Genomic DNA, 20,881 nt, shown 5'->3' with positions numbered 1-20,881 from the left:
GGGGGATGTGCTCAGCTGGCCACGCCGAGATAGGCACGGCGTACTTCGGGAGACGCGCGCACATCCGCAGCCGGGCCTTCCATGGCGATCTGCCCGTGCTCGAGCACATAGGCCCGGTCGGCGGCCTTGAGCGCCTGGTCGGCCATCTGCTCGACCAGCAGGATCCCGGCACCCGTGCGCTCCCGAACCAGCTCGACCAGGCGGAACACGTCCAGCGTCTTCAGCGGGCTCAGCCCGAGCGACGGCTCGTCGAGCAGCAGGTAGCGCGGTCGGGCGGCGACCGCACGGGTCAACGCAACCATCTGCTGCTCGCCACCCGAGAGCAGGTTGGCCTGCTGGTTCCAGCGCTCGGAGATGATCGGGAACGCGTCGAGCAGGTCCTTCACTGGGTCGTCCCCGGTCGCCCGCTTGCCCGCGGCGTGCCGGCCGAGCTGGATGTTCTCCCCCACGGTGAGCTGCGGGAAGAGCCGCCGGCCCTCGGGCACCACGACGATGCCGGCCTTGGCCCGCTTGGCGGGTGAGACCTTGGCGAACGACTGGCCGTCGTCGGTCAGGTCACCGCCACGAACCCCGACCAGACCACAGATGGTCTTGACCAGCGTCGACTTCCCGGCCCCGTTGGAGCCGACGACAGCGACCAGCTCGCCGGGCTCCACGTGGAGGCTGACGCCGTGCAGGATGGGTGCGCGGTCATAGCCGCAGACCACGTTGTCGACCGTGAGTGTCATGCCTGCTCCTCCTCGAGTGGCTTGCCGAGGTACGCCGCGATGACGGCCTCGTCGGACAGGACCTGCTCGGGTGTCCCGCGGGAGAGCAGCCGGCCCTGGTCCATGCAGGTGACCTTGTCCGCCACTCGGGCGACCAGGTCCATGTGGTGCTCGACCACGACCAGCGCATAGCCGTGCTCACGCAAGGCGATCAACAGGTCACCCAACCCGACCGACTCGGTGGCGAGCAGCCCGGCTGCCGGCTCGTCGAGGACGATCAGCTCGGGCGACGAGGCCAGCGCCCGCGCGATCTCGAGCGCTCGCTGCTTGCCATAGGGCAGCTCGCCAGCGAGTACGTCGGTAAGGTCGGCCAGTCCGACCAGGTCGAGGAGCCGCTCTGCCTCGTCCCGCATCTCGGCGTCCCGGCGATAGCGCGACGGAGGCTTGACCGCTGCGGCGAGCAACGACGTACGCCCGGTATCAGGGAAGCCGGTCAGCACGTTCTCCAGGACGGTGGCGTCGTGGAAGAGCTGGGGCGTCTGGAAGGTCCGGGCGACGCCGCTGCGGGAGATCTTGTGCGGCGCGAGGCCACCGATTTCCTTGCCCTGGAAGGAGATCGTGCCGCCGTTGGGCTTGTAGACACCGGTGATCAGGTTGGCCAGCGTGGACTTCCCAGCCCCGTTGGGACCGATGATCGCGTGGATCTGCCCCTTGGCGACCTGCAGGTCCATGCCGTCGACGGCCTTGAGCCCGCCGAAGTGCTTGGCCGCTCCCTCGATCACGAGGATCGCGTCGGGGTCGACGCCCTCGGCGTGCGGGGTCTCGGGGTCGGCGTCCGGGATCGGCTCGCTCTCCACCGAGGCCTCACTCAGGCCCTCGGCCGCCTCCGCCTTCGCCAGTCCGGCTCCCCCGCGGATCCGCGAGTGCACGAGCTGACCGACGCTGCCGACGATGCCGCGCGGCATCAGGAAGAGGGTGAGCAGGAACAGGATGCCTACCAGGCCGGGCGTGGAGAGATACCACGTCTCGGAGATGTTCTCCTGCTGGAAGGAGCTGACGCTGGTCAGGATCGGCGACTGCTCGAGCCACACGACCGCGACCGCCCCGACCAGCGGGCCGAGCACGGTGCCGCTGCCGCCGAAGACGACGGCCAGCACGATGGTGATGGTCAGGTAGATGTCGAAGGTCTCGGGCTGGAGGTGGGAGAACGCCTGCACCGCGATGACGCCACCGAGGCCGCCAAGCACGGACGCGAGCACGAAGACCGACACCTTGCGCCAGAAGACGTTGACGCCCAGGTGCGAGGCGAGCATCTCGCTCTCACCGATGGCGCTGAGCGAGCTGCCCCACGGCGAGCGGGCGATGTTGCGGGCCAGGATCACCACCAGGGCGGTGACCAGCACGATCGGCACCATCACCGTGGCGACGGTGTTGGCGATCATCGGCGGCTCGAAGACATGGCCGAAGACCTCGATCGGAGGCATCGAGGTGACGCCGTGCTGGGCATAGTTGGGATAGCCGGCCAACTGGCCGAATGCCTTGCCCTCGTTGAGGATTCGCTCCACCAGGACGGCGAGGACGAGGGTGATCACGGAGAACTGCGGTCCGCGCATCTGCATAGTGGCCATCGCGACGAGGGCGCCGATGACGCCACAGATGACCAGCGCCCCGACGATCGCGAGGAGCGGGTTCCAGCCCTTGTCCAGGGCGAGCCAGGCACTGGCATAGGCACCGATGGCATAGAAGCCGCCCTGCCCCAGGGAGACCAGCTTGGTGTAGCCCATCAGCAGGTTGAGGCCCACCGCGGCAACGGTCATGGCTGCCATCGAGGCGACCAGCTGCATGGTGGAGATGGAGGTGCCGACGCCCTCGCGGCCGGGGAGGATCGCGATCATCGCGACCGCGAAGGCCCCGACGGCGAAGAGGATGTCGCGCAGGAGGGCAGAACGACCGGGGGTACGCCGACGCGCGGCGCCGGTGGCTCTGTTGCCGCGGCTGCCCCTGCGGCCCTTCCCACCCTTGTCAGCAGCGTCCGGGTTGTTGCCGTGCGGGTCGTTGCCCTCAGGCGCACCGCCCGGCGTGGGGGTGGATGTCTGGGTGGTGATCACAGCTTGACCTCCATGCGACGACCGAGAAGGCCCTCGGGCTTCCAGATCAGGACGGCGATGACCAGGAGCAGACCCGCGGTCTCACCCCAGATGGCACCGAATTCGAAGCTGGCGACCTGGCTGAGCACGCCGTACAGCGCCCCGCCGAGCAGCGGACCCCACAGGGAGGAGAGTCCACCGATGACGCCGACGGCGATCGAGGCGACCAGGAGTGGGGCGCCCATGACGGGCGAGGCGCCCACCGTCGCGGCGTACAACGTGCCGGCCAGACCGGCCAGGCCCATCGCGACCAGGTAGGAGACCGCGCCGACCATGTGCGGGGAGACGCCCATGAGGGAGGTGACCTCCTTGTCCTGGGAGACGGCGCGCATGATCAGACCCATCGAGGTCTTCTTGGAGGCCACGATGAGGGCGATCGAGACCGCCACGGCGAGCAGTGCGATCAGCAGCATCTGCTTGCTGACCCCCGAGCCCAGGATCTCCACGCTGCCCCCGAGCCGACCCGTGTCGGAGCGCTGGGGCGAGGGGCCCTCGACGTTGCCGATCAGGTTGAGCATGACGAAGGACAACGCCACCGTGGAGAGCAGCCAGCGGACGTCGTGCTCCCCCTGGGTGGTGAAGGGCAGCACGAGGAACCGGTAGGCCAGCGCTCCGACCAGGCCGGCGGCGAGGAAGCCGATCGCGATCTTGCCCGCCGCGGGCAACCAGGACCAACTGGCCACGGCCAGCACGACGAACGCGCCGAGGGCGACGAACTCGCCCACCGCGAAGTTCAACGTCTTCGTGGTGATGAAGGTGAGCACGAAGGACTGGGCCAGGAGGGCATAGAGCCCTCCCAGCACCAATCCGAAGATCACTGCGTCCATGTCAGTCTCTCCGACGCCGGGGCGTCAGCAGCCCTTCTCGAGGCACTCCTCGGCGGTGCCGAGGAGCTTGAGGTTGAACTTCTCGTCGAAGCCGTAGGTCAGCCAGTTGGCCGGGTCGTCGTCATAGAGCTTGTGGTCGGTCGTGGTGAACGGCTTCTCGATGGTCAGGCTGCCGATGTGGACGGTCTCGATGTCCTCCATCGCCTTGCGCACTGCCTCACGGTCGTTCGCGTCACCGACCTCGGCGACGGCCTGGGCATAGATGTCGAGCATCGCGTAGGTGCTGATGTTGTTGGTCGGGATGGCCGGAGCCTCACCAGTTGCCTCCTGGACGGCGTCCAGGATCTCCTTGTCGCCACCCTCGAGGAAGTTGCGCGGGTCGACGATCTGGATGTTCTCCCACTGCGACGGCTCGGCGATGGTCTTGTAGTTGGTCAGGATCGTGCCGGTCGTCATGATCGTCTTGGGCTCATAGCCCGCCTGCTCGATCGCGCGGGTCACGGTGGCCGTGTCGGCACCCTGGGTGATGCCCATGAACACCGAGTCGACGCCGGCCGACTTGAAGCGCTTGATGATCGCGTTGGCGTCACTCGAGCCGGGCTGGAGCGACTCCTCGGCGGTCAGCTTCTTGCCGTTCTCCTTGGCCCAGGACTTGAGGTGGTCCAGGTTGGACTGGCCGAAGCCGTCCGCCGAGTAGACGATGCCGACCTTGTTGTTGTCGGCGAAGAGGCGGGTGCCCAGGATCTCCATGATCTGCTGGTTGGTGAAGTTGGTCTGGAAGGCCCAGTTCGGCTGGATGTCGTAGTTGATCGCCTCATCGGCGTTCGGGCCGGCCAGCAGCCACGGGATCTGGCTCTTCTGGATCACGTCGGCGACCTGGAGCGCATTGCCGGAGAGCGGCGGGCCGAGGATGGCGTGGACGGCCTCCTCGTTGATCAGACGGCTGACCGCGCGGGCGGTCTCCTCGGGGGAAGCCTGGTCGTCCTCGCCGATGATCTCGAAGCGGACCTTGTACTTCTCCTCGAAGTCGTCGGAGAAGGTCTCGAAGTTCTGGTCCATGTACTTGTAGTAGAGGGAGGCGGGTCCGGTCTTGGGACCGACCACCCCGAGCTTGACGGTGATGACCCCGTCGGAGTCCTTCTTGCCCGTCGCGCCGCTGTCGTCGCCCGAGCCACACGCGGAGAGCGCGAGGATCGCAGCCACCGCCGCGATCACCGGGCGCTTTGCAGACCAGTTCAGCATGTTCGAACCTTTCTCGGATCCTGTGTGACGTGCGCCGCATCTGGCGGCGTGGATATGATGCTAGACGCATTAAGGCAACTGACACAAGACTTTTGGCAATTGATCCAGATTCTAATTGTCAGGGGCCTGATTGCCCCCTACACTTCCAACTCATGAGTAACTCCTCGGGGGCCAGAACGCCGGCCAACAAGGCCGGAGCGCCGGCCAGGAAGGCGGCCACCGCCCCCCTGGCCGAGACCACCACCCAACCCCGGAAGACCGCAGTCAAGGGCACCAACGGGCGCGCCAACGCCGGGCCCGACGCCCGCACCCGCATCCTCAACGCCGCCGCCCGGCTCATCGCCGAGCGCGGCCTCGAAGGCGTGTCCCTGCGCGAGATCACCCGCGAGGCCGGCCAGAAGAACACGACCGCGCTCCAATATCACTTCGGTGATCGCGAGGGCATGCTGCGCGTGCTCGTCGATCACTACGTCCCGCGCATCTCGGTCCGCCGCCACGCGCTCCTGGACCACCTGCTCTCCCGCGGAGAGATCACCCTGCGCGAGGGCGCGGCCATCCTGGTGACGCCCTTGATCGCCGAGCTCTCCGACGAGGGGGGCCGGCACTTCCTCCAGGTTGCAGCCCAGCTCGTGAACCGGTCGGACGCGCTTGTCGACCCCGACGACGCGCTGGGCGCCCTGGTCTATGACCCCGACGGGAGCCTGGACCGGTGGTCGACGCTCATCGAAGAGCTGATGCCCCCGCGTACGGCGGGCCCTCCGTTGCACCGCAGGTTTGCCGCGATCCGGTTCGTGCACCTCGAGCTGGGGCGGCGCGCCCGCATGGGTGTCGACCACGGCGGTGAGCTCTTCGCAGCCCAACTGGTCGACCTCGCGGCGGCCATCCTCGGCGCGGACCTCTCCCCCGAGACCCGACGGATCATGGACGAGCGACACCCCGAGGCCTGACCGACCCGGCAGTTGTTGACGCCCCACACCGCCGACCCGGCAGTTGTTGACACGATCAGGTGTCAACAACTGCCGGGTCGGCGGGTGTGTCAGGACCAGTCGGCGACCAGGTCCGCCAGCGCTTCCTCGGTCGTGGGTCCGGCAGGTGCCGCGTCCGGAGTCGCGCCGAGACGCGGCGCCACGGTGGCCACGACCGACCCGGCCATCTCGCCCGCGACGAGTGAACGGCGTACGGCGACATGGGGGTGCTCGACCGCCTCGGCAAAGGACAGCACCGGGGTCACGCAGGCGTCCGTGCCGTCGAAGACCTTGGTCCAGTGCTCGCGCGACTGTTCGGCGAACCGACCCGCGAACAGTTCCGAGAGGGACTGCCAGGTGGTCTTGTCGTCACGGTCCGCCAGCTCCTCCAGCTCGAGCCCCAGCCCCTCGACGAGCAGGGCATAGAACTGCGGCTCGATGGCACCGACCGCCATGAAACCCCCGTCACTGCAGGCATAGGTCCGATAGAACGGCGCCGCCCCGTCGAGGATGTTGTCGTGCCGGGTGTCGGTCCACTGGTCCAGGTCCCGCAGCTCGAGCAGGCCCTGCAGCAGGACACTGGCCCCGTCGACCATGCCGGCGTCGACGACCTGGCCCACCCCGGTCCGCTCGCGCTCGAAGAGGGCGGCCAGCACGCCAGTCACCAGCATCATCGAGCCGCCGCCATAGTCCCCGACGAGGTTCAACGGCGGCACCGGGTGCTCTGCCGTGCCGATCGCGTGCAAGGCGCCGGTCAACGAGATGTAGTTGATGTCGTGCCCGGCAGTGTGGGCCAGCGGCCCGGTCTGCCCCCAGCCGGTCATCCGCGCGTGGATCAGTCGCGGGTTGACCTCACGGGTGTCCTCGGGCCCGAGGCCGAGCCGCTCGAGTACACCCGGGCGGAAACCCTCGACGAGGACATCGGCCTTCTCGACCATGGCCTTCACCAAGGCCAGGTCATCGACATCCTTCAAGTCTGCCACGACGGACCGGCGCCCACGCAGGGTGTGCGCGGTGGCGGTGAGGTGGGACGGCGTACCCGGCCGGGTCACCCGCACCACCTCGGCCCCGAGGTCGGCCAGGATCATGGCGGCGTGCGGGCCGGGCCCGATGCCGGCCAGCTCGACGATGCGGACGCCGTTGAGGGGCTTGGTCATCACAACTCCTGTGCTGGTGGGACGTGCAGAAAACCTGGGGAGCGACTCAGACGCCCGCGACGGAGCGGGCCTGGGTGAGCAGGCCGACGGCGCCGGCGTGCATGCGGTCGCCGACCGCCTTGCCCATCAGGCCGGCGGTGGCGCGGGCGTGGGTGCCTTCGATGACGATGCCGAGCTTGAAGCAGGCGAGTACGACGTACCACTCGGCGTCGGCGACCCGGCGTCCGGAACGCTCCTCATAGCGCGCTACCAGCTCATCGCGGGTGACCACGCCCTGCAGGGCGCGTACGCCGTCGCCGAGCAACAGGTGCTGATCCTCCTGCGGCCAGGTGGCCAGGAGCCAACCGAGGTCGAGGAGCGGGTCACCGATGGTCGACATCTCCCAGTCGACCACGGCGGCGACGTCGCCACTCTCGTGGGAGACCAGCAGGTTGGCGAGGTGGTAGTCGCCGTGCATGATGCCGGGGATCCGGTCGGCGGGCTGGTTGGCGGTGAGCCAGTCAGCGACCCGGTCGACGCCCGGGAGGTCGTGCCCGGGATAGCCGTCCAGCTCGCGATAGCGCTCCAGCTGGCCCAGCCACTGGGGCACCTGCCGGTCGAGGAAGCCTTCGGGCCGACCGAGGTCACCCAGGCCCACGGCCACGTGATCCACCGCGGCCAGCGCAGCGATGGCGTCCACGGACGAGAAGGCGATGTGGCGCAGTCGGTCGCGGTCGCCGACGGGCGCCTGCTCACTGGGGTTGTAGCCGTCGACCGGCTCCATGAGATAGAAGACCGCGCCGCCGAGGACCGTCTCGTCCTCGCAGGTGGCGATCACCGCCGGGTGCGGGACCGGACTGGCAGCGAGGGCCGAGAGGACGCGCATCTCCCGCAGCAGGGCGGAGTTCGTCTTGGCACGCAGGTTGGCCGGTCCGCGGCGCAGGACGAAGTCACGCCCGTCACGGCGCAACCGCAGGATGATGTTCTGGGTGCCGCCCCCGAGTGGGCCGAGCACCTCTATCTCGCCATTGCCCAGGGACTGCTTGTCCATCCATGAGGCCAGCGCCTCCAGGTCGACGGGTGATTCCACAACTCCCACTGTGCTCCATGGCCTTCCGGGTTGTCAGGGCGTGTGCGCCGGCGGATCGAGTGGTCAGGCGGTGATGCCGAACTTCACCCTTGCTTGTTCGGCCAGGTCGTGGCGGAGGTAGCTGGGGAACATGTTGGGCTCGGGCTTTACGTCCTTGAGCACCTCACGCGCGACCACCATCTGGTGCACCTCGGTGGGTCCGTCGGCGAGCCCGACGTGGAACGAGTTGATCACCCATTCCGCGAAGGGCAGCTCGTGAGTGAGGCCGAGCGCACCGTGCAGGTGCAGGGCCCGCGAGGCGACGTCGTTGAGCACCTTGGGCATCACTGTCTTCACTGCGGAGACGTTCTTGCGCAGGGCCTTCCAGTCCTTGCCCTGGTCGGCCATCCATGCGGTCTCGAGGACCAGCAGACGGAACTGGCGCAGCTGCACCCAGGTGTCGGCGATGGAGGCCTGGACCAGCTGCTTGTCGGCCAGGCGCTCGCCCTTGGTGGTCCGGGAGACCACCCGCTCGCAGGTCATCTCGAAGGCGCGGGTGGCCTGGGCCAGCGTGCGCATGGCGTGGTGCATGCGCCCACCGCCGAGACGGGTCTGGGCAATGGCGAAGGCCTGCCCGGGCTCACCGAGCATCTGACTGGCCGAGACACGTACGTCGGTCAGCCGCAGGTGGGCGTGGGTGTCCTCGGGCTCGCCGTAGAAGCCGTAGTTGCGCACGTTGACCAGACCGGGGGTGCCCTGGTCGATGATGAACATCGAGGCCCGGTTGTAGGGGCTCGCGGCCTCGGGGTCGGTGACCACCATCATGATGTAGAAGCCGGCCGCGTCTGCCTCGGAGGCGAACCACTTCTCGCCGTTGATCACCCAGTCGTCACCATCGCGGACGGCACTGGTCTCGAAGGCGAGCGGGTCGGCGCCACCCTGCGGCTCGGTCATCGAGAAGCACGAGACCACTTCGTTGGCGAGCAGCGGCTTGAGGTATTTCTCCTTCTGCTCCTCAGTCGCGAAGTGGGCGAGGATCTCGGAGTTGCCGGTGTCGGGTGCCTGGGCGCCGAACACGATCGGACCGAACCGGGACATCCCGAACTTCTCGTTCATCAGGGCCAGCTTGAGCTGTCCATATCCGGGGCCGCCGAGCTCAGGGCCGAGGTGGCAGGCCCATAGACCGCGAGCCTTCACCTGCGCTTGCAGGGGACGCACGAGCCGCTCGAACTCGGGGTCGTGGATGTTCCACTGGCTCCCGAGGACGTAGTCGAGGGGCTGCACCTCTTCGCGCACGAACGTGTCGATCCAGTCCAGCTCCGGCTGGAACTCGGGGTCATTGGCAAAACTCCACACGGCGCGATCACTTTCTCTGCGGGCCCCCGATCGAAGCCGTTGCGGACAGCCTGCGCCATTCCACGGCGTGAGTCAAGTGCCTTAACATTATTTTCACTTGACTGATCTTGTCTGCCGATTGCTATCCTCCTGCCATGTCAGCTCCTTCTGCGCCGCCACGGATCCCCCTGCCCACCTATGAGCAGGTCACCCAGATCCCGGCGACGCGCACCGCCAGCGTGGGCGAGGACTTCCTCGACTACAACGGCCACATGAACATCCGCTACTACCTCGACCTCAACTCCTGGGCGGCGGATGACCTGTGCACGCTCGCCGGCATCGACGACGCCTATCGAGCCGAGCGAGGTCTCGGGGTCTTCACCCTCGAGCACCACATCCGCTATGCGGCAGAGCTCAGGCTCGGCGACAGCATCGCCGTACATCCGCAGCTGCTCGCCCGGTCGGCGAAGACCGCGCACATGATCTGCTATCTCGTCGATCCGGCCCGGCGTCTGGTCGCCAACACCCTCGAGCTGGTGCTCGCCCACGTCAGTCTCGAGGCCCGCCGCATCGAGCCGTTCCCCGACGACGTGGCCTCAGGCCTCGACAAGGTCCTGGCCGATCAACCCGTCGTCGACTGGCAACCCCCGCTGTGCGGCGTGATGGCCGCCCACTGACCACCACCCTGCAGTTGTTGCGCGTCGAACCTGCAGTTCTTGAGCGTCGAACCGCCAGTTGTTGCGGGCCAAATCGCTGACCCGTCGTGAATTCGCATTCTGCGCCCGGAAGATCGAGCCAGAACGCGAACTCGCGACGGGTCAGCGGGAGCCAGAACGCGAACTCACGACGGGTCAGCGAGGGTCAGAACGACAATTCGCGACGGGTCGGCGAAAGGGCCGGGGTCAGGACCAGCGGGGCGGGCGCTTCTCGAAGAACGCGGTCACGCCCTCCGCTCGGTTCGGGGACTGCGCGATCTCCACTTCCGCCTGCGCGGTCAGTCGCCAACCACCCTCCTCGCGCTGGGCGGCCTCCTGCGCCACCGCACCGAGTGAGATCGACACGGCGTCGGGGCTGTTGGCCCCGACCCGGCCGGCCAGGTCGAGCGCCGCGTCGAGCGTTCCGCCCGGGGCGGTGAGCACGTTCACGAAGCCAACCTCGTGTGCCCGCTCGGCGCCCAGCGGGTCGCCGGTGAGCAGCATCTCGGTGGCCACGTTGAACGGCAGTCGTACGCCGGCACGGAACAGCGCCCCTGTGTTGGCCACCACGCCCCGCTTCACCTCGGGGGCCGCGAAGCGCGCGTCCTGCGCCGCCACGACCAGGTCACTGGCCAGCACGCACTCGAAGCCGCCACCGAAGGCGAACCCCTCGACAGCCGCGATGAGCGGGGTACGACGTACCCGCGCGAGGAATCCGTAGGGCCCACCGGCCTCCGTCCGCGGAGGAGCCTCGGAGGCGAGGTCCGTGCCGGCACAGAAGAACGACGGCCCGCCGGTCAGGATCACAGCCCGCACCGAACGGTCCGCCTCGATCGCGTCGAAGGCGGCCGAGAGCTCCTCGGCCAGCCCCTGGTCGATCGCGTTGCGGCGCTCCGGTCGCGACAGGGTGAGGATCCGGATGTGTTCGCGATCCTCGACCACCAGCGAGCTCATGCGGAGACGATCTCCGACAGCTTCGCCACGTCGGCGATGCGTCGCTCAGGGCTCGACGCCAACGGGTTGAGCAGGAACGTCGTGACCCCGGCCGCCTTGAACTCCGCGACCCGCGCCCGGACGTGGTCCTCGTCGCCGATCAGCGACACCGCGTGCAGGAGCTCGTCGGGTACGGCGGCCGCAGCCTCGGCCTTGTTGCCCGCGAGGTAGAGGTCCTGGATCTCCTTGGCCTCTGCCTCATAGCCGTAGCGCGAAGCCAACGAGTTGTAGAAGTTCTTCCCGCGCGCGCCCATGCCGCCGATGTAGAGCGCCAGCTGGTCACGAACCTGCTGCAGGTGTGCCGGGTCGGGCTCACCGAACGCGTAGTTCATCTGGAGCATGATGTCGAGCGATCCGAGCTCCGGGTCGCGCTTGGCGAAACCGGCCTCGAGCGACTCGCCCCAGACCAGGTCCTTCTTGAGCGGGTGGAAGAAGAGCGGCTGCCACGACTCGGCGAGCTCGGCGACCAGCTCGACGTTCTTCGGCCCGATCGCGGCGACCGAGATCGGGATCCGGTTGCGCACCGGGTGGTTGATGATCTTCAGCGGCTTGCCGAGGCCCGTGCCCTGGTCGGCGGGGAGCGGGATCTGGTAGTGCTTGCCCTGGTGCTCGACCTTCTCGCGGCGCCACACCTGGCGGCAGATCTCGATGACCTCACGCGTGCGCGCCAGCGGGGCGTCGTACTTCACGCCGTGGAAGCCCTCGATCACCTGCGGCCCGGACGCACCGATGCCGAGCGTGAAGCGGCCGTTCGAGACGTTGTCCAGGCCGGCTGCGGTCATCGCGGTCAGCGACGGGGTGCGGGTGTAGAGCTGGAAGATCGCCGAGGCGATCTCGAGCTTCTTGGTCCGCGCGGCGATGTAGCCGAGCTGGCTGACCGAGTCGAAGGAGTAGGCCTCCGCGACCGCCACCAGACCGAGGCCCGCGGCCTCGTAGTCGGCGAGCTGGTCGACGGCCTCTTCGAAGCCGCCGGAATAGTCGATGATCATGCCGAGTCGCATGGGTTTCTCCTTCAGTGACAGGGAATCAGCGGTGGGTCTGGCCGTCGTCGACCTTGATGATGGTGCCGGTCACGGCCTCCGAGTCCGGCGAGACGAGGTAGAGCAGCGTGCTGTCGAGCTGGGCCGGGTCGCCGAGCCGCTTGCGCGGGAAGCCCTGGGTGATGTCGCCCATCCGGGAGAGCATCCCGTCCATCATTTCCGAGGCGAACGCGCCCGGGGCGATGGCGTTGACGTTGATGTGGTTGCGCGCCCACTCGACGGCCAGGGTCTCGGTCATCCGCGCGACCGCGGCCTTGCTGGTCGCATAGAGCGCCGCCCCCTCACCGCTGTAGTGATAGGCGCTCATCGAGGAGATGTTCACGATCCGCCCGGGCAGCTCGGCAGCGATCAGCTGCCGAGCCACACCGGTCGACATCAGCCACGGCCCGCGCACGTTGGTGTCCAGCACCGCGTCGACGAGCTCGAGCGACATCTTGTGCGCCCGCGCCGCGTCGGGGATGCCGGCGTTGTTGACCAGGATCTGCGGGGTGCCGAGCTGCTGCGACACCTCGCTCAGGCAGGCCTCGATCGAGGCCGGGTCGGAGACGTCGAGCTGGACGCCGTACGCCGTCGCGCCGGTTGCGGTGATCGACTCGACGACCTCGGCGATCCGGTCGGTACGACGACCGGTCACCGCGACCTTCGCGCCCGCGGCGGCCAGCACCTGGGCAAATCGGGTGCCGAGACCGGCCGTCGCACCGGTGACGATCGCGACCTGCCCGGAGAGGTCAGCTGTCACGGACGCAGTTCCTGCGCGGCCGAGAGCTCGGTCTTCCCGATGGTGCGCAGGTGCACCTCGTCGGGACCGTCGAAGATCCGCATGGCGCGGTGCCAGCCATACATCGCGGCGAGCGGCACGTCGTCGCTGACACCCATTCCGCCGTGTGCCTGGATGGCCCGGTCGATGACGGCCAGGGTGATCCGCGGGACGGTCACCTTGGCCATCGACACGTAGGGCGCGGCGGCCTTGTTGCCCTTCGCGTCGATGATCGCGGAGGCGTGCTGGCAGATCAGCCGGGCCTGCTCGATCTCGAGGCGGGACTCGGCGATGTCGCGCTGGATCATCCCCTGCTCGGCGAGCGGCTTGCCGAACGCGACGCGCGACTGGACCCGGTCGACCATCAGCTGGAGGGCGCGCTCGGCTGCGCCCAGCGCACGCATGCAGTGGTGGATCCGGCCCGGGCCGAGGCGGGCCTGGGCCAGGGCGAAGCCGGAGCCCTCCTCGCTGAGGATGTTGCTGACCGGAACGCGGACGTCCTCGAAGAGCACCTCGCAGTGGCCGTGCTGGTCGTGGCGACCGAAGACCGGGACGTCGCGGACGATGGTCAGGCCTGGGGTGTCGCGCGGGACCAGGATCATCGACTGCTGCGTGTGCTTGGCGGCGCTGGGATCGGTCTTGCCCATCACGATGAAGAGCTTGCAGCGCGGGTCAGCAGCACCAGAGGTCCACCACTTGCGACCGTTGATGACGTATTCGTCGCCGTCGCGCACCATCGAGGTCTCGATGTTGGTGGCATCCGAGGAGGCGACGTTCTTCTCGGTCATCGCGAAGGCGGAGCGGATCTCGCCGGCCAGCAGCGGCTCGAGCCACTGCTTCTTCTGCTCGTCGGTGCCGAAGAGGTGGAGCAGCTCCATGTTGCCGGTGTCCGGCGCCTGGCAGTTGAGCACCTCGGGCGCGATCTCGAGAGACCAGCCGGTGACCTCGGCCAGGCTTGCGTAGTCGAGCTGCGAGATGCCCGACTCGGAGGGCAGGAAGAGGTTCCACAGGCCGAGCGCCTTGGCCTTGGTCTTGAGCTCCTCCACGGCGGGCGGGAGGGTGTGGTCGTCCTGGCCCTTCTCGACGCGGTAGGCGTGGTAGGCCTCCTCGGCCGGGAACACCTCGTCGTTCATGAAGTCGACCAGCTTGGCGCGCATTTCCTGCGCCTTGGGTGACGGAGTCAGTTGCAGCCCAGCGATTTCCTGCATGTCATGTGCCTTCCGGTTGCCGATACATCAGGTGTCAGTGCGTCAGGTGTCGAGCGTCAGTCGTGGTCAGAGTCCAGCGCGGACCGCGCGCTCGTGGGAGCGATTCAGCAATGGTCCGACCATGCCACCAATGTCATCGAACCAGTCCCCCACGGTGGTTCCCGCGACATGGCGGGCGTGGATCTGCTCGAGGATGACGGCGATCTTGAAGTCGGCGAAGACGATGTACCACTCGAGGTCGTCGATCGAGATGCCACGGCGGTCGGCGTACTTTTTGACGACCTCCTGCGCGGAGGGGAACCCCTCGTGCGCGGTGGCGCCGGCGGTGATCGGGTTGTGGAACGCGCCGATCTCGTCCCAGAAGCTGACCAGCGTGCCGAGGTCGGCGAGGGTGTCACCGAGGGTGGACATCTCCCAGTCGAGCACGCCGAGGATCCGCGTCGGGTCGTCAGCGTCGAGGTAGAGGTTGTCGATCTTGTAGTCGCCGTGGACGATGCCGGGGAACTTGGTGATCGGCATCGAGCGCTGCAGCATCTCGACGACCTCGTCGATCTGCCGGCGCTCGGAGGTCTTGATGGTGTGCCACTGGCGGGCCCACCGCTTGACCTGTCGCTCGAGGTAGCCGTCGGGGCGGCCCCAGTCGGCCAGTCCGACGTCGGCAGGGTCGATCTCGTGCAGGGCGACGAGGGTGTCGAGCATCGACTCGGTCAGGGCACCGCGCTGCTCGGGAGTCAGGGTGGCGGTGTCCTGCGCTGTGCGTAGCGTCCGCCCGACGAGCTTGTCCATCACATAGAAGTCGGCACCGAGCACATCCTTGTCGCGGCACAACCCGACGATGTGCGGCACGGGTACGGCGGAGCCGGCCAGGGCACCCATCACCGTCGCCTCGCGCGACATGTCGTGCGCGGACTGGAGGATCTCGCCGTAGGGCGGCCGGCGCAGGATCCAGTCGCGTGTGCCGTCGGTCAGCTCGTACGTCGGGTTGCTGCGGCCACCGGCGATCAACCGGGCGGTCAGGGGGCCAGCCAATCCACCAGCCAGTCCATCTGCCAGCTGTTCCTGCATCCAGGCGCTCAGTGCCACCATGTCCAGTTCGCCAGCGGGTGCCTCGGCGTCATTCATTAGGATCTCCAATCCAAACGCTCGTTCGGATCAACCATAACCGACGAGGACTCGGGGGTCGAGTGCCTGGGCAAGAATCAGGCCCGGAACTCGACCGCGTCATCGGCAGGGGCACGTGAGGTCCGGAAGGCGTTGGCCGGGTGCTCCGGGTCGGCGTACCCGATGGAGATGCCACAGAAGATCCGTCGCTCCTCGGGGAGGTCGAGCACGCGCCGGACGGTCGGCGACTGCATCGCGATCGCGGCCTGCGGGATCGTTGCCACCCCGGCGGCGTGGGCGATGTTGAGCAGGTTGGCGACATAGGCCCCGCAGTCGGCCGCGCCATAGAGGCCCTGGTTGACGTCGGTGGTGACGATCGCGACGTGCGGGGCGTCGAAGAAGGTGAAGTTCTTCAGCATCTGCTCGGCCCGAGCCGCCTTGTCCTCACGAGCGATGCCCAGAGCCCCGTAGAGCCCGAACCCGGCCTCACGCTGGCGCTCCTTGTAGACGCCGACATAGCGCTCGGGCATGTCCAGGTCGTTGCCGCCCTCGCCCCGCATCACTGCCTCGACGAGCTCCTTGGCGAGCCGGTCGCGCAGGTCGCCGCTGAGCACCTGCACCTGCCAGGGCTGGGTGTTGCACCACGACGCGGTGCGCTGGGCCAGCGCGAAGATCTCGCGCAGCGTCTCCTCGGGAACCTGGTCGGGCAGGAACCCGCGGCAGCTCCAGCGCTCGTTGAGGATCTCGGTCAGTTCCATGCGGTCACTCCTGGGTCGAGGAAGGGTGGGCACCGACGATGCCGAGGGCGAGTACGGCGTACCGCTCGGCCATCTCGTCGGGAGAGACATCGCCAGCGGGGTTGTACCAAGTGGCGATCGAGTAGGCCATGTTGATGATCGCGCGCGCGGCCTCGCGCGGGTAGGGCGTGGTGAAGTCACCCTCGCTCACGCCGCGGTCGATGACGTCGTCGAACATCCGCTGCTGCTCGTCACGCAGAGTGACCACGAGCTTGCGGCCGACGGCGTCGAGGCTGCGAATCTCGGAGGCACCGATCAGCGCCACCTCGCGCTCGCGGGTGTGCCACAGGACGAAGGCGCCGACCAGGGCGGAGAGCTGCTCGCTGGGTCGGCGACCGGCGGCCATCAGCGCCGAGCGGGTCGCCGAGATCACGTCGCTCAGGGTCTGCACCATGATCTCCTGTAGCACTTCCTGCTTGGAGGGGAAGTGGTGATAGATCGAGGCGACGGTGACGTCGGCGTCGCGGGCGATGTCGCGCATCGAGGTCCCGTGATAGCCACGCTCGGTGAAATTGCGGATCGCCGAGGCGAGCACCGGGCCCTTGCCGAGCCTCTGCTTGCCCTTCACCGAGGCGCGGTCTTGGGTGCGTTCGGAAGTCACCCCAGTCCTCCCCTAGCCATTTAAGCGATCGTTTGTTTAGATGATATTTACGGATCCAGCGTAGGACAGAACTGGATTCACGTCGAGGAGGAACCAGATGCCATCTCTCGTGCAGGTCACCACCCCATTGCCTGGGATCACGGTGCTGACCTTGGACCGACCGGACGCGTTGAACACCCTCAACGTCAACCTCGTCACCGATCTCCACGCCGAGCTGGACCGGATCGCGACCGACCGCTCCGTGCGGGTCGTCGTACTGACCGGTGCCGGCCGCGCATTCTGTGCCGGCCTGGACCTGAACGGCTACGGCGACCCCGAGCGCATCGAGCAGATGGGCTTCACCCTGGGCACCCTGGACCGCCAGCGCGAGATCGCCGGGCTGGTCGAGAAGCTGCACACCCTCCCCCAGCCGGTCATCTCCGCGGTCAACGGGCCCGCCGCCGGCGGCGGGCTGGCCTTGGTGCTGGCCAGCGACATCCGGATCGCCGCCGAGTCGTCGGTCTATGCGGTCGCCTTCATCCGGGCCGGATTCTCGGCCTGCGACATCGGCACGTCCTGGCTGCTCCCCCGCATCGTCGGCGCCGGCAACGCCCACGAGTTGATGCTGACCGGGCGCAAGTTCGACGCTGCCGAGGCTCTGCGCATCGGCCTGGTCACCCGCGTCGTCCCGGGCGAGGAGCTGATGGACGTCGCGTTGGCCAAGGCCCTCGAGATCTGCAAGAACCCGCCCGCCTCGGTCGCCCTGACCAAGCAGGGCATGTGGCTGGCCCTGGAGATGCCGAGCCTGCGCGCCGGCATCGAGATGGAGAACCGGCAGCAGGTGATCACCGCGATGACCGAGGACCAGCCCGAAGCCACCGCCGCCTTCCTCGAGAAGCGCGATCCCGACTACAAGCACAGGTGACCCCCTCATGACCGCACCGAGTGAACCGAAGACCCTGCTCTATGACGTGGCCGACGGCATCGCCACGATCACCCTCAACCGGCCTGACCGGCTCAACGCCTTCGTCGACGAGATGGAGGCCGAACTGATCGAGACCTTCGACCGCATCGACGCCGACGACGAGGTCAAGGCCGTCGTCCTCACCGGCGCCGGCCGCGGCTTCTGCGCCGGCATGGACGTCGTTGACGCCGGCGATGCTTTCGTCGCCTGGCGGACGGCAAGCACCGCACCCGAGGGTACGCAGTACGACGTGCCCGGCGACGAGCTGCCACGCCGGCGGGACGGCGGTGGCCGCGTGGTGCTGCGGATGTTCGACTGCCTCAAGCCGATCATCGCTGCGGTCAACGGTCCGGCCACCGGCGTCGGTGCGACGATGATCCTGGCTGCCGACATCCGGCTCGCGTCCGAGACCGCGAAGTTCGGCTTCGTCTTCAACCGGCGTGGCGTGATCCCGGAGTCCTGCTCGTCGTGGTTCCTGCCCCGCCTGGTCGGGATGCAGACCGCGATGGAGTGGGTGCTGACCGGGCGAGTCTTCAAGGCCCCCGAGGCACTCGAGGGCGGCTTGGTCCGGAGCCTGCACGCGCCCGAGGACCTGTTGCCCACGGCGTACGCCCTGGCTCGTGAGATCGCGGACAACACCGCGCCCGTCTCGGCGGCTCTGGCCCGCCAGCTGCTGTGGCGGATGCAGGGTGCCTCGCACCCGATGATCGCCCACCAGGCCGAGTCGCTGGGGATCAACCTGCGCGGCGTGAGCGCCGACGGCGCCGAGGGATTCGCGTCGTTCGTGGAGAAGCGACCGGCGGCCTTCCCCAACCTCGTCTCGACCGAGCTGCCAGACCTGTTCGGCTCTTTCCCCGCTCCCACGTTCGACCCGACCTCACTGGAGGACCCCCGATGAAGCGCACGCTCTACTCGTCCGACCACGAAGCCTTCCGCGAGAGCGTCGCCGCCTTCGTCCAGCGCGAGGTGGTGCCCAACCTCGAGCGGTGGGAGGAGGACGCGATCATCGATCGCGGCGTGTGGCTCGCCGCCGGCAAGCAGGGCCTGCTCGGTCTGGCCGCGCCCGAGGAGTACGGCGGCGCGGGCGGCGCGGACTACCGCTTCCGCAACGTGATCCTCGAGGAGTTCGCGAAGGTGCACGCCACCGCGCTGGCGTCGTCGTTCTCACTCCAGGATGACATCGCAATCCCCTACATCGCCGAGATCGGCAACGAGGAGCAGAAGCAGCGCTTCCTGCCCCCGATGATCGCCGGGGAGAGGATCGGTGCGATCGCGATGACCGAGCCCGGCACCGGCTCGGACCTGCAGGGCATCAAGACCTCCGCCAAGCAGGTCGCCGGGGGTTGGGTGGTCAATGGCGCAAAGACCTTCATCACCAACGGCATCAACTCGGACCTGGTCATCACCGTGGCCAAGACCGACCCGGCCGGCGGGCCGAACGCCTTCACACTGTTCGTGGTGGAGCGCGAGATGGAGGGCTTCGGACGTGGGCGCAAGTTGAAGAAGGTCGGTCTGCACGCCCAGGACACCGCCGAGCTGGTCTATGAGGACGTCTTCGTCCCCGACGAAAACGTGCTCGGCGAGATCGGCGGCGGGTTCGGCCAGCTCAAGAACATGCTCCCCCTCGAGCGGCTCTCGATCGCTGCTCACGCGGTCGCCGTTGCCGAGGCAGTGCTGGCCGAGACGATCACCTACACCAAGGACCGTCGCGCGTTCGGACAGCGGATTGCGGACTTCCAGAACACCCAGTTCGAACTCGCCGAGATGCAGACACTGGTCAACGTTGCACGGGTGTATGTCGACCAGGCGATCCTGTCCTTCAACGCCGGCGAGTTCACCGACGTCGACGCCGCCCAGGCCAAGTGGTGGACCTCGGACCTGCAGAACGACGTGATCGACCGCTGCCTCCAGCTGCACGGCGGCTATGGCTTCATGCTCGAATATCCCGTGGGCCGGGCCTATCAGGACGCGCGGATCCAGCGGATCTTCGGTGGCGCGAACGAGATCATGAAAATGATCATCGGGCGAAAGATCGTCGGGCGTCCCTGATTGCACCCGCGCCGACCCGTCGCGAACTCAAGCATTCTGACCCTCGCCGACCCGTCGCAGATGTGCGCGCGGACCGAAGCATCCGCGGCGATGAGATGCGCTCCGTGTCCTTCGCGATGTGGGTCGGGACCCGACGACCTGTTAGTTGGAGAGCCGGAAATCTGTTGGTTGACCGGATAGCGACTTATCGCCGCCGGATCCTCGACGACGTCGTCGATGAGCTCCTTCCCCCACCTCGCAGCGATAGCGCTCAAAGGCACCAAAGGCGTCGGCAAGACCGCGACTACTGGACAGCGAACTGTGGCGACCCTGAACCTGACCGACCCCAGTCGGCGTTCGAGCGCGGCCGGAAACTATGACGTGGTGGCCCGGGTTGTCGTCAACACGGCCCCTATGCCTGTCGTCGTCCGGACGGGGCCGCCGTGGCGCCCTTGGCGCTCCTCGGGCCATGAGGGCCGAGAAGGAGCGCTTCGCGGTCCACGCCCGCCCCGACCAGATCATGCTCACCATCGGCGATGACGGCGGTCCGACCCTCACCAGCGAGGCCGTCGCCGATGCCTTGGACCGCCTGGCCGACCCGTCGTGGGGCAACGTGCTGGCGTTTCCGGACGCGAGCCGGGTGACGGCGCTGGAGGACTTCTACCGCCGCCGGATGCTCTACCAGATCTCCCGGGAAGGCGAAGCGGCCGAGAGAGCACTTGCCCAGTACGACGTCGCCCTGGGCAGCCGTGGCGCCCTCCAGCCGGTGGCACTCGAGGACATCGTCGTGCTGCTCACCGGGCTCAGCGACGCGGTGGCCCGCCACGCCGTTGACGGCACCCTCGATGAGGCCCAGGTTCACCAAGCGCTGCGCAGCCTGCGGGAGCGGTTCGTCGAGCTCGCCGAGAACGAGGTGGCGTTCATGGGATCGATCCAGCGGACCATCGACCTGCACGATGCCGACGTGGACGCTTTCTTGGCCTACAAGGAACAGCTCATCGAATATCTCGAGCGGTTCATCAGCGACCTGCTCACCCGTGGCGCCGCGATTGCGGAGGTGCTGGACCGGCGTGTCGGACCGTGCACTGACCGCGGCACGAGAGCGATGGCTGGCTCAGTGGTCGGGCCTGCGGGACTGGTTCGTCAGCACTCCGAGTCGCGACAGCGAGACCAAGCTGTTGCGCAGCCGGGCACGCTCGGCGAGCCCGGCGCTGCTCGCCGTCGTGCGCGCCCCGCCGACCCGTCGAGAATTCACATTCGGTTGGCCTCAGAATGCGATTTGACGGCGGG

The 20,881-nt window shown here is 67.8% G+C and carries 19 protein-coding genes and 1 pseudogene; 6 read left to right on the top strand and 14 right to left on the bottom strand.

Annotation, left to right across the window (positions count from 1 at the left end; genetic code table 11):
* Positions 1-11: 11 nt before the first annotated feature.
* Genes BJ980_RS14150 through BJ980_RS14135 form a run of 4 tightly spaced genes read right to left on the bottom strand, consistent with a single transcriptional unit; the run spans position 12 to position 4,923 of the window.
* A complete protein-coding gene (locus BJ980_RS14150; RefSeq protein ID WP_179503920.1) occupies positions 12-728 on the bottom strand; it encodes an ABC transporter ATP-binding protein in 717 nt (238 codons plus the stop codon).
* On the bottom strand, positions 725-2,815 hold the full coding sequence (locus BJ980_RS14145) for an ABC transporter permease subunit (protein WP_179502886.1): 2,091 nt from the start codon (positions 2,813-2,815) through the stop codon (positions 725-727). The genes BJ980_RS14150 and BJ980_RS14145 overlap by 4 nt, the downstream gene beginning before the upstream one ends.
* Positions 2,812-3,681 (bottom strand): branched-chain amino acid ABC transporter permease, encoded by an 870-nt coding sequence (locus BJ980_RS14140; protein WP_179502885.1) that lies wholly within the window; start codon positions 3,679-3,681, stop codon positions 2,812-2,814. Before BJ980_RS14140 ends, BJ980_RS14145 begins: the two co-directional genes overlap by 4 nt.
* Positions 3,682-3,705: 24 nt before the next feature.
* On the bottom strand, positions 3,706-4,923 hold the full coding sequence (locus BJ980_RS14135; RefSeq protein ID WP_179502884.1) for an ABC transporter substrate-binding protein: 1,218 nt from the start codon (positions 4,921-4,923) through the stop codon (positions 3,706-3,708).
* Positions 4,924-5,075: 152 nt separating this feature from the next.
* On the opposite strand from BJ980_RS14135, the gene BJ980_RS14130 reads away from it, so the two are divergent.
* Positions 5,076-5,870, top strand: a complete 795-nt coding sequence (locus BJ980_RS14130) for a TetR/AcrR family transcriptional regulator (protein WP_179502883.1) — start codon at positions 5,076-5,078, stop codon at positions 5,868-5,870.
* A gap of 89 nt (positions 5,871-5,959) precedes the next feature.
* On the opposite strand, the gene BJ980_RS14125 is transcribed toward BJ980_RS14130, so the two are convergent.
* The 3 genes from BJ980_RS14125 to BJ980_RS14115 all read right to left on the bottom strand — a co-directional run bounded on the left by BJ980_RS14125 (position 5,960) and on the right by BJ980_RS14115 (position 9,449).
* Entirely contained in the window at positions 5,960-7,045 is a 1,086-nt protein-coding gene (locus BJ980_RS14125; protein ID WP_179502882.1) for a CaiB/BaiF CoA transferase family protein, read from the bottom strand.
* Positions 7,046-7,091: 46 nt separating this feature from the next.
* Positions 7,092-8,114, bottom strand: coding sequence for a phosphotransferase family protein (locus BJ980_RS14120; protein WP_218855515.1), 1,023 nt, complete (start codon positions 8,112-8,114; stop codon positions 7,092-7,094).
* Positions 8,115-8,177: 63 nt separating this feature from the next.
* Positions 8,178-9,449, bottom strand: a complete 1,272-nt coding sequence (locus BJ980_RS14115; protein ID WP_179502881.1) for an acyl-CoA dehydrogenase family protein — start codon at positions 9,447-9,449, stop codon at positions 8,178-8,180.
* 134 nt (positions 9,450-9,583) lie between these two features.
* Between BJ980_RS14115 and BJ980_RS14110 the strand changes: the two genes are divergently transcribed.
* Positions 9,584-10,105, top strand: coding sequence for a thioesterase family protein (locus BJ980_RS14110; RefSeq protein WP_179502880.1), 522 nt, complete (start codon positions 9,584-9,586; stop codon positions 10,103-10,105).
* Between the two features lie 225 nt (positions 10,106-10,330).
* Here BJ980_RS14110 and BJ980_RS14105 read toward each other — a convergent pair whose 3' ends face one another.
* The 7 genes from BJ980_RS14105 to BJ980_RS19495 all read right to left on the bottom strand — a co-directional run bounded on the left by BJ980_RS14105 (position 10,331) and on the right by BJ980_RS19495 (position 16,620).
* Entirely contained in the window at positions 10,331-11,077 is a 747-nt protein-coding gene (locus BJ980_RS14105) for an enoyl-CoA hydratase-related protein (protein WP_179502879.1), read from the bottom strand.
* Complete coding sequence (locus BJ980_RS14100) at positions 11,074-12,117, bottom strand: LLM class F420-dependent oxidoreductase (protein WP_179502878.1); 1,044 nt, start codon at positions 12,115-12,117, stop codon at positions 11,074-11,076. The genes BJ980_RS14105 and BJ980_RS14100 overlap by 4 nt, the downstream gene beginning before the upstream one ends.
* Before the next feature lie 25 nt (positions 12,118-12,142).
* The gene (locus tag BJ980_RS14095; RefSeq protein WP_179502877.1) at positions 12,143-12,895 is read right to left on the bottom strand and encodes an SDR family NAD(P)-dependent oxidoreductase; all 753 of its coding nucleotides are present in this window, start codon (positions 12,893-12,895) and stop codon (positions 12,143-12,145) included.
* The gene (locus tag BJ980_RS14090; RefSeq protein ID WP_179502876.1) at positions 12,892-14,121 is read right to left on the bottom strand and encodes an acyl-CoA dehydrogenase family protein; all 1,230 of its coding nucleotides are present in this window, start codon (positions 14,119-14,121) and stop codon (positions 12,892-12,894) included. Before BJ980_RS14090 ends, BJ980_RS14095 begins: the two co-directional genes overlap by 4 nt.
* Positions 14,122-14,187: 66 nt before the next feature.
* Entirely contained in the window at positions 14,188-15,243 is a 1,056-nt protein-coding gene (locus BJ980_RS14085) for a phosphotransferase family protein (protein WP_218855514.1), read from the bottom strand.
* A gap of 77 nt (positions 15,244-15,320) precedes the next feature.
* Positions 15,321-15,980 (bottom strand): nitroreductase, encoded by a 660-nt coding sequence (locus BJ980_RS14080; protein ID WP_179502875.1) that lies wholly within the window; start codon positions 15,978-15,980, stop codon positions 15,321-15,323.
* A gap of 4 nt (positions 15,981-15,984) precedes the next feature.
* On the bottom strand, positions 15,985-16,620 hold the full coding sequence (locus BJ980_RS19495; protein ID WP_179502874.1) for a TetR/AcrR family transcriptional regulator: 636 nt from the start codon (positions 16,618-16,620) through the stop codon (positions 15,985-15,987).
* A gap of 97 nt (positions 16,621-16,717) precedes the next feature.
* On the opposite strand from BJ980_RS19495, the gene BJ980_RS14070 reads away from it, so the two are divergent.
* From BJ980_RS14070 to BJ980_RS14055, 4 genes and pseudogenes are all read left to right on the top strand, one after another.
* Positions 16,718-17,524 (top strand): enoyl-CoA hydratase/isomerase family protein, encoded by an 807-nt coding sequence (locus tag BJ980_RS14070; RefSeq protein ID WP_179502873.1) that lies wholly within the window; start codon positions 16,718-16,720, stop codon positions 17,522-17,524.
* 7 nt (positions 17,525-17,531) lie between these two features.
* The gene (locus tag BJ980_RS14065; protein WP_179502872.1) at positions 17,532-18,461 is read left to right on the top strand and encodes a crotonase/enoyl-CoA hydratase family protein; all 930 of its coding nucleotides are present in this window, start codon (positions 17,532-17,534) and stop codon (positions 18,459-18,461) included.
* Positions 18,458-19,612, top strand: a complete 1,155-nt coding sequence (locus BJ980_RS14060) for an acyl-CoA dehydrogenase family protein (protein ID WP_179502871.1) — start codon at positions 18,458-18,460, stop codon at positions 19,610-19,612. The genes BJ980_RS14065 and BJ980_RS14060 overlap by 4 nt, the downstream gene beginning before the upstream one ends.
* Positions 19,613-19,967: 355 nt before the next feature.
* Positions 19,968-20,874 (top strand): annotated as a pseudogene (locus BJ980_RS14055) (TIGR02677 family protein).
* The last annotated feature ends 7 nt before the right edge of the window (positions 20,875-20,881 follow it).

Source organism: Nocardioides daedukensis, from assembly GCF_013408415.1.
Lineage (GTDB): Bacteria > Actinomycetota > Actinomycetes > Propionibacteriales > Nocardioidaceae > Nocardioides > Nocardioides daedukensis.
Note: the sequence above shows the minus strand (reverse complement) of the source record. Positions and strands in the feature narration are given on the sequence as shown.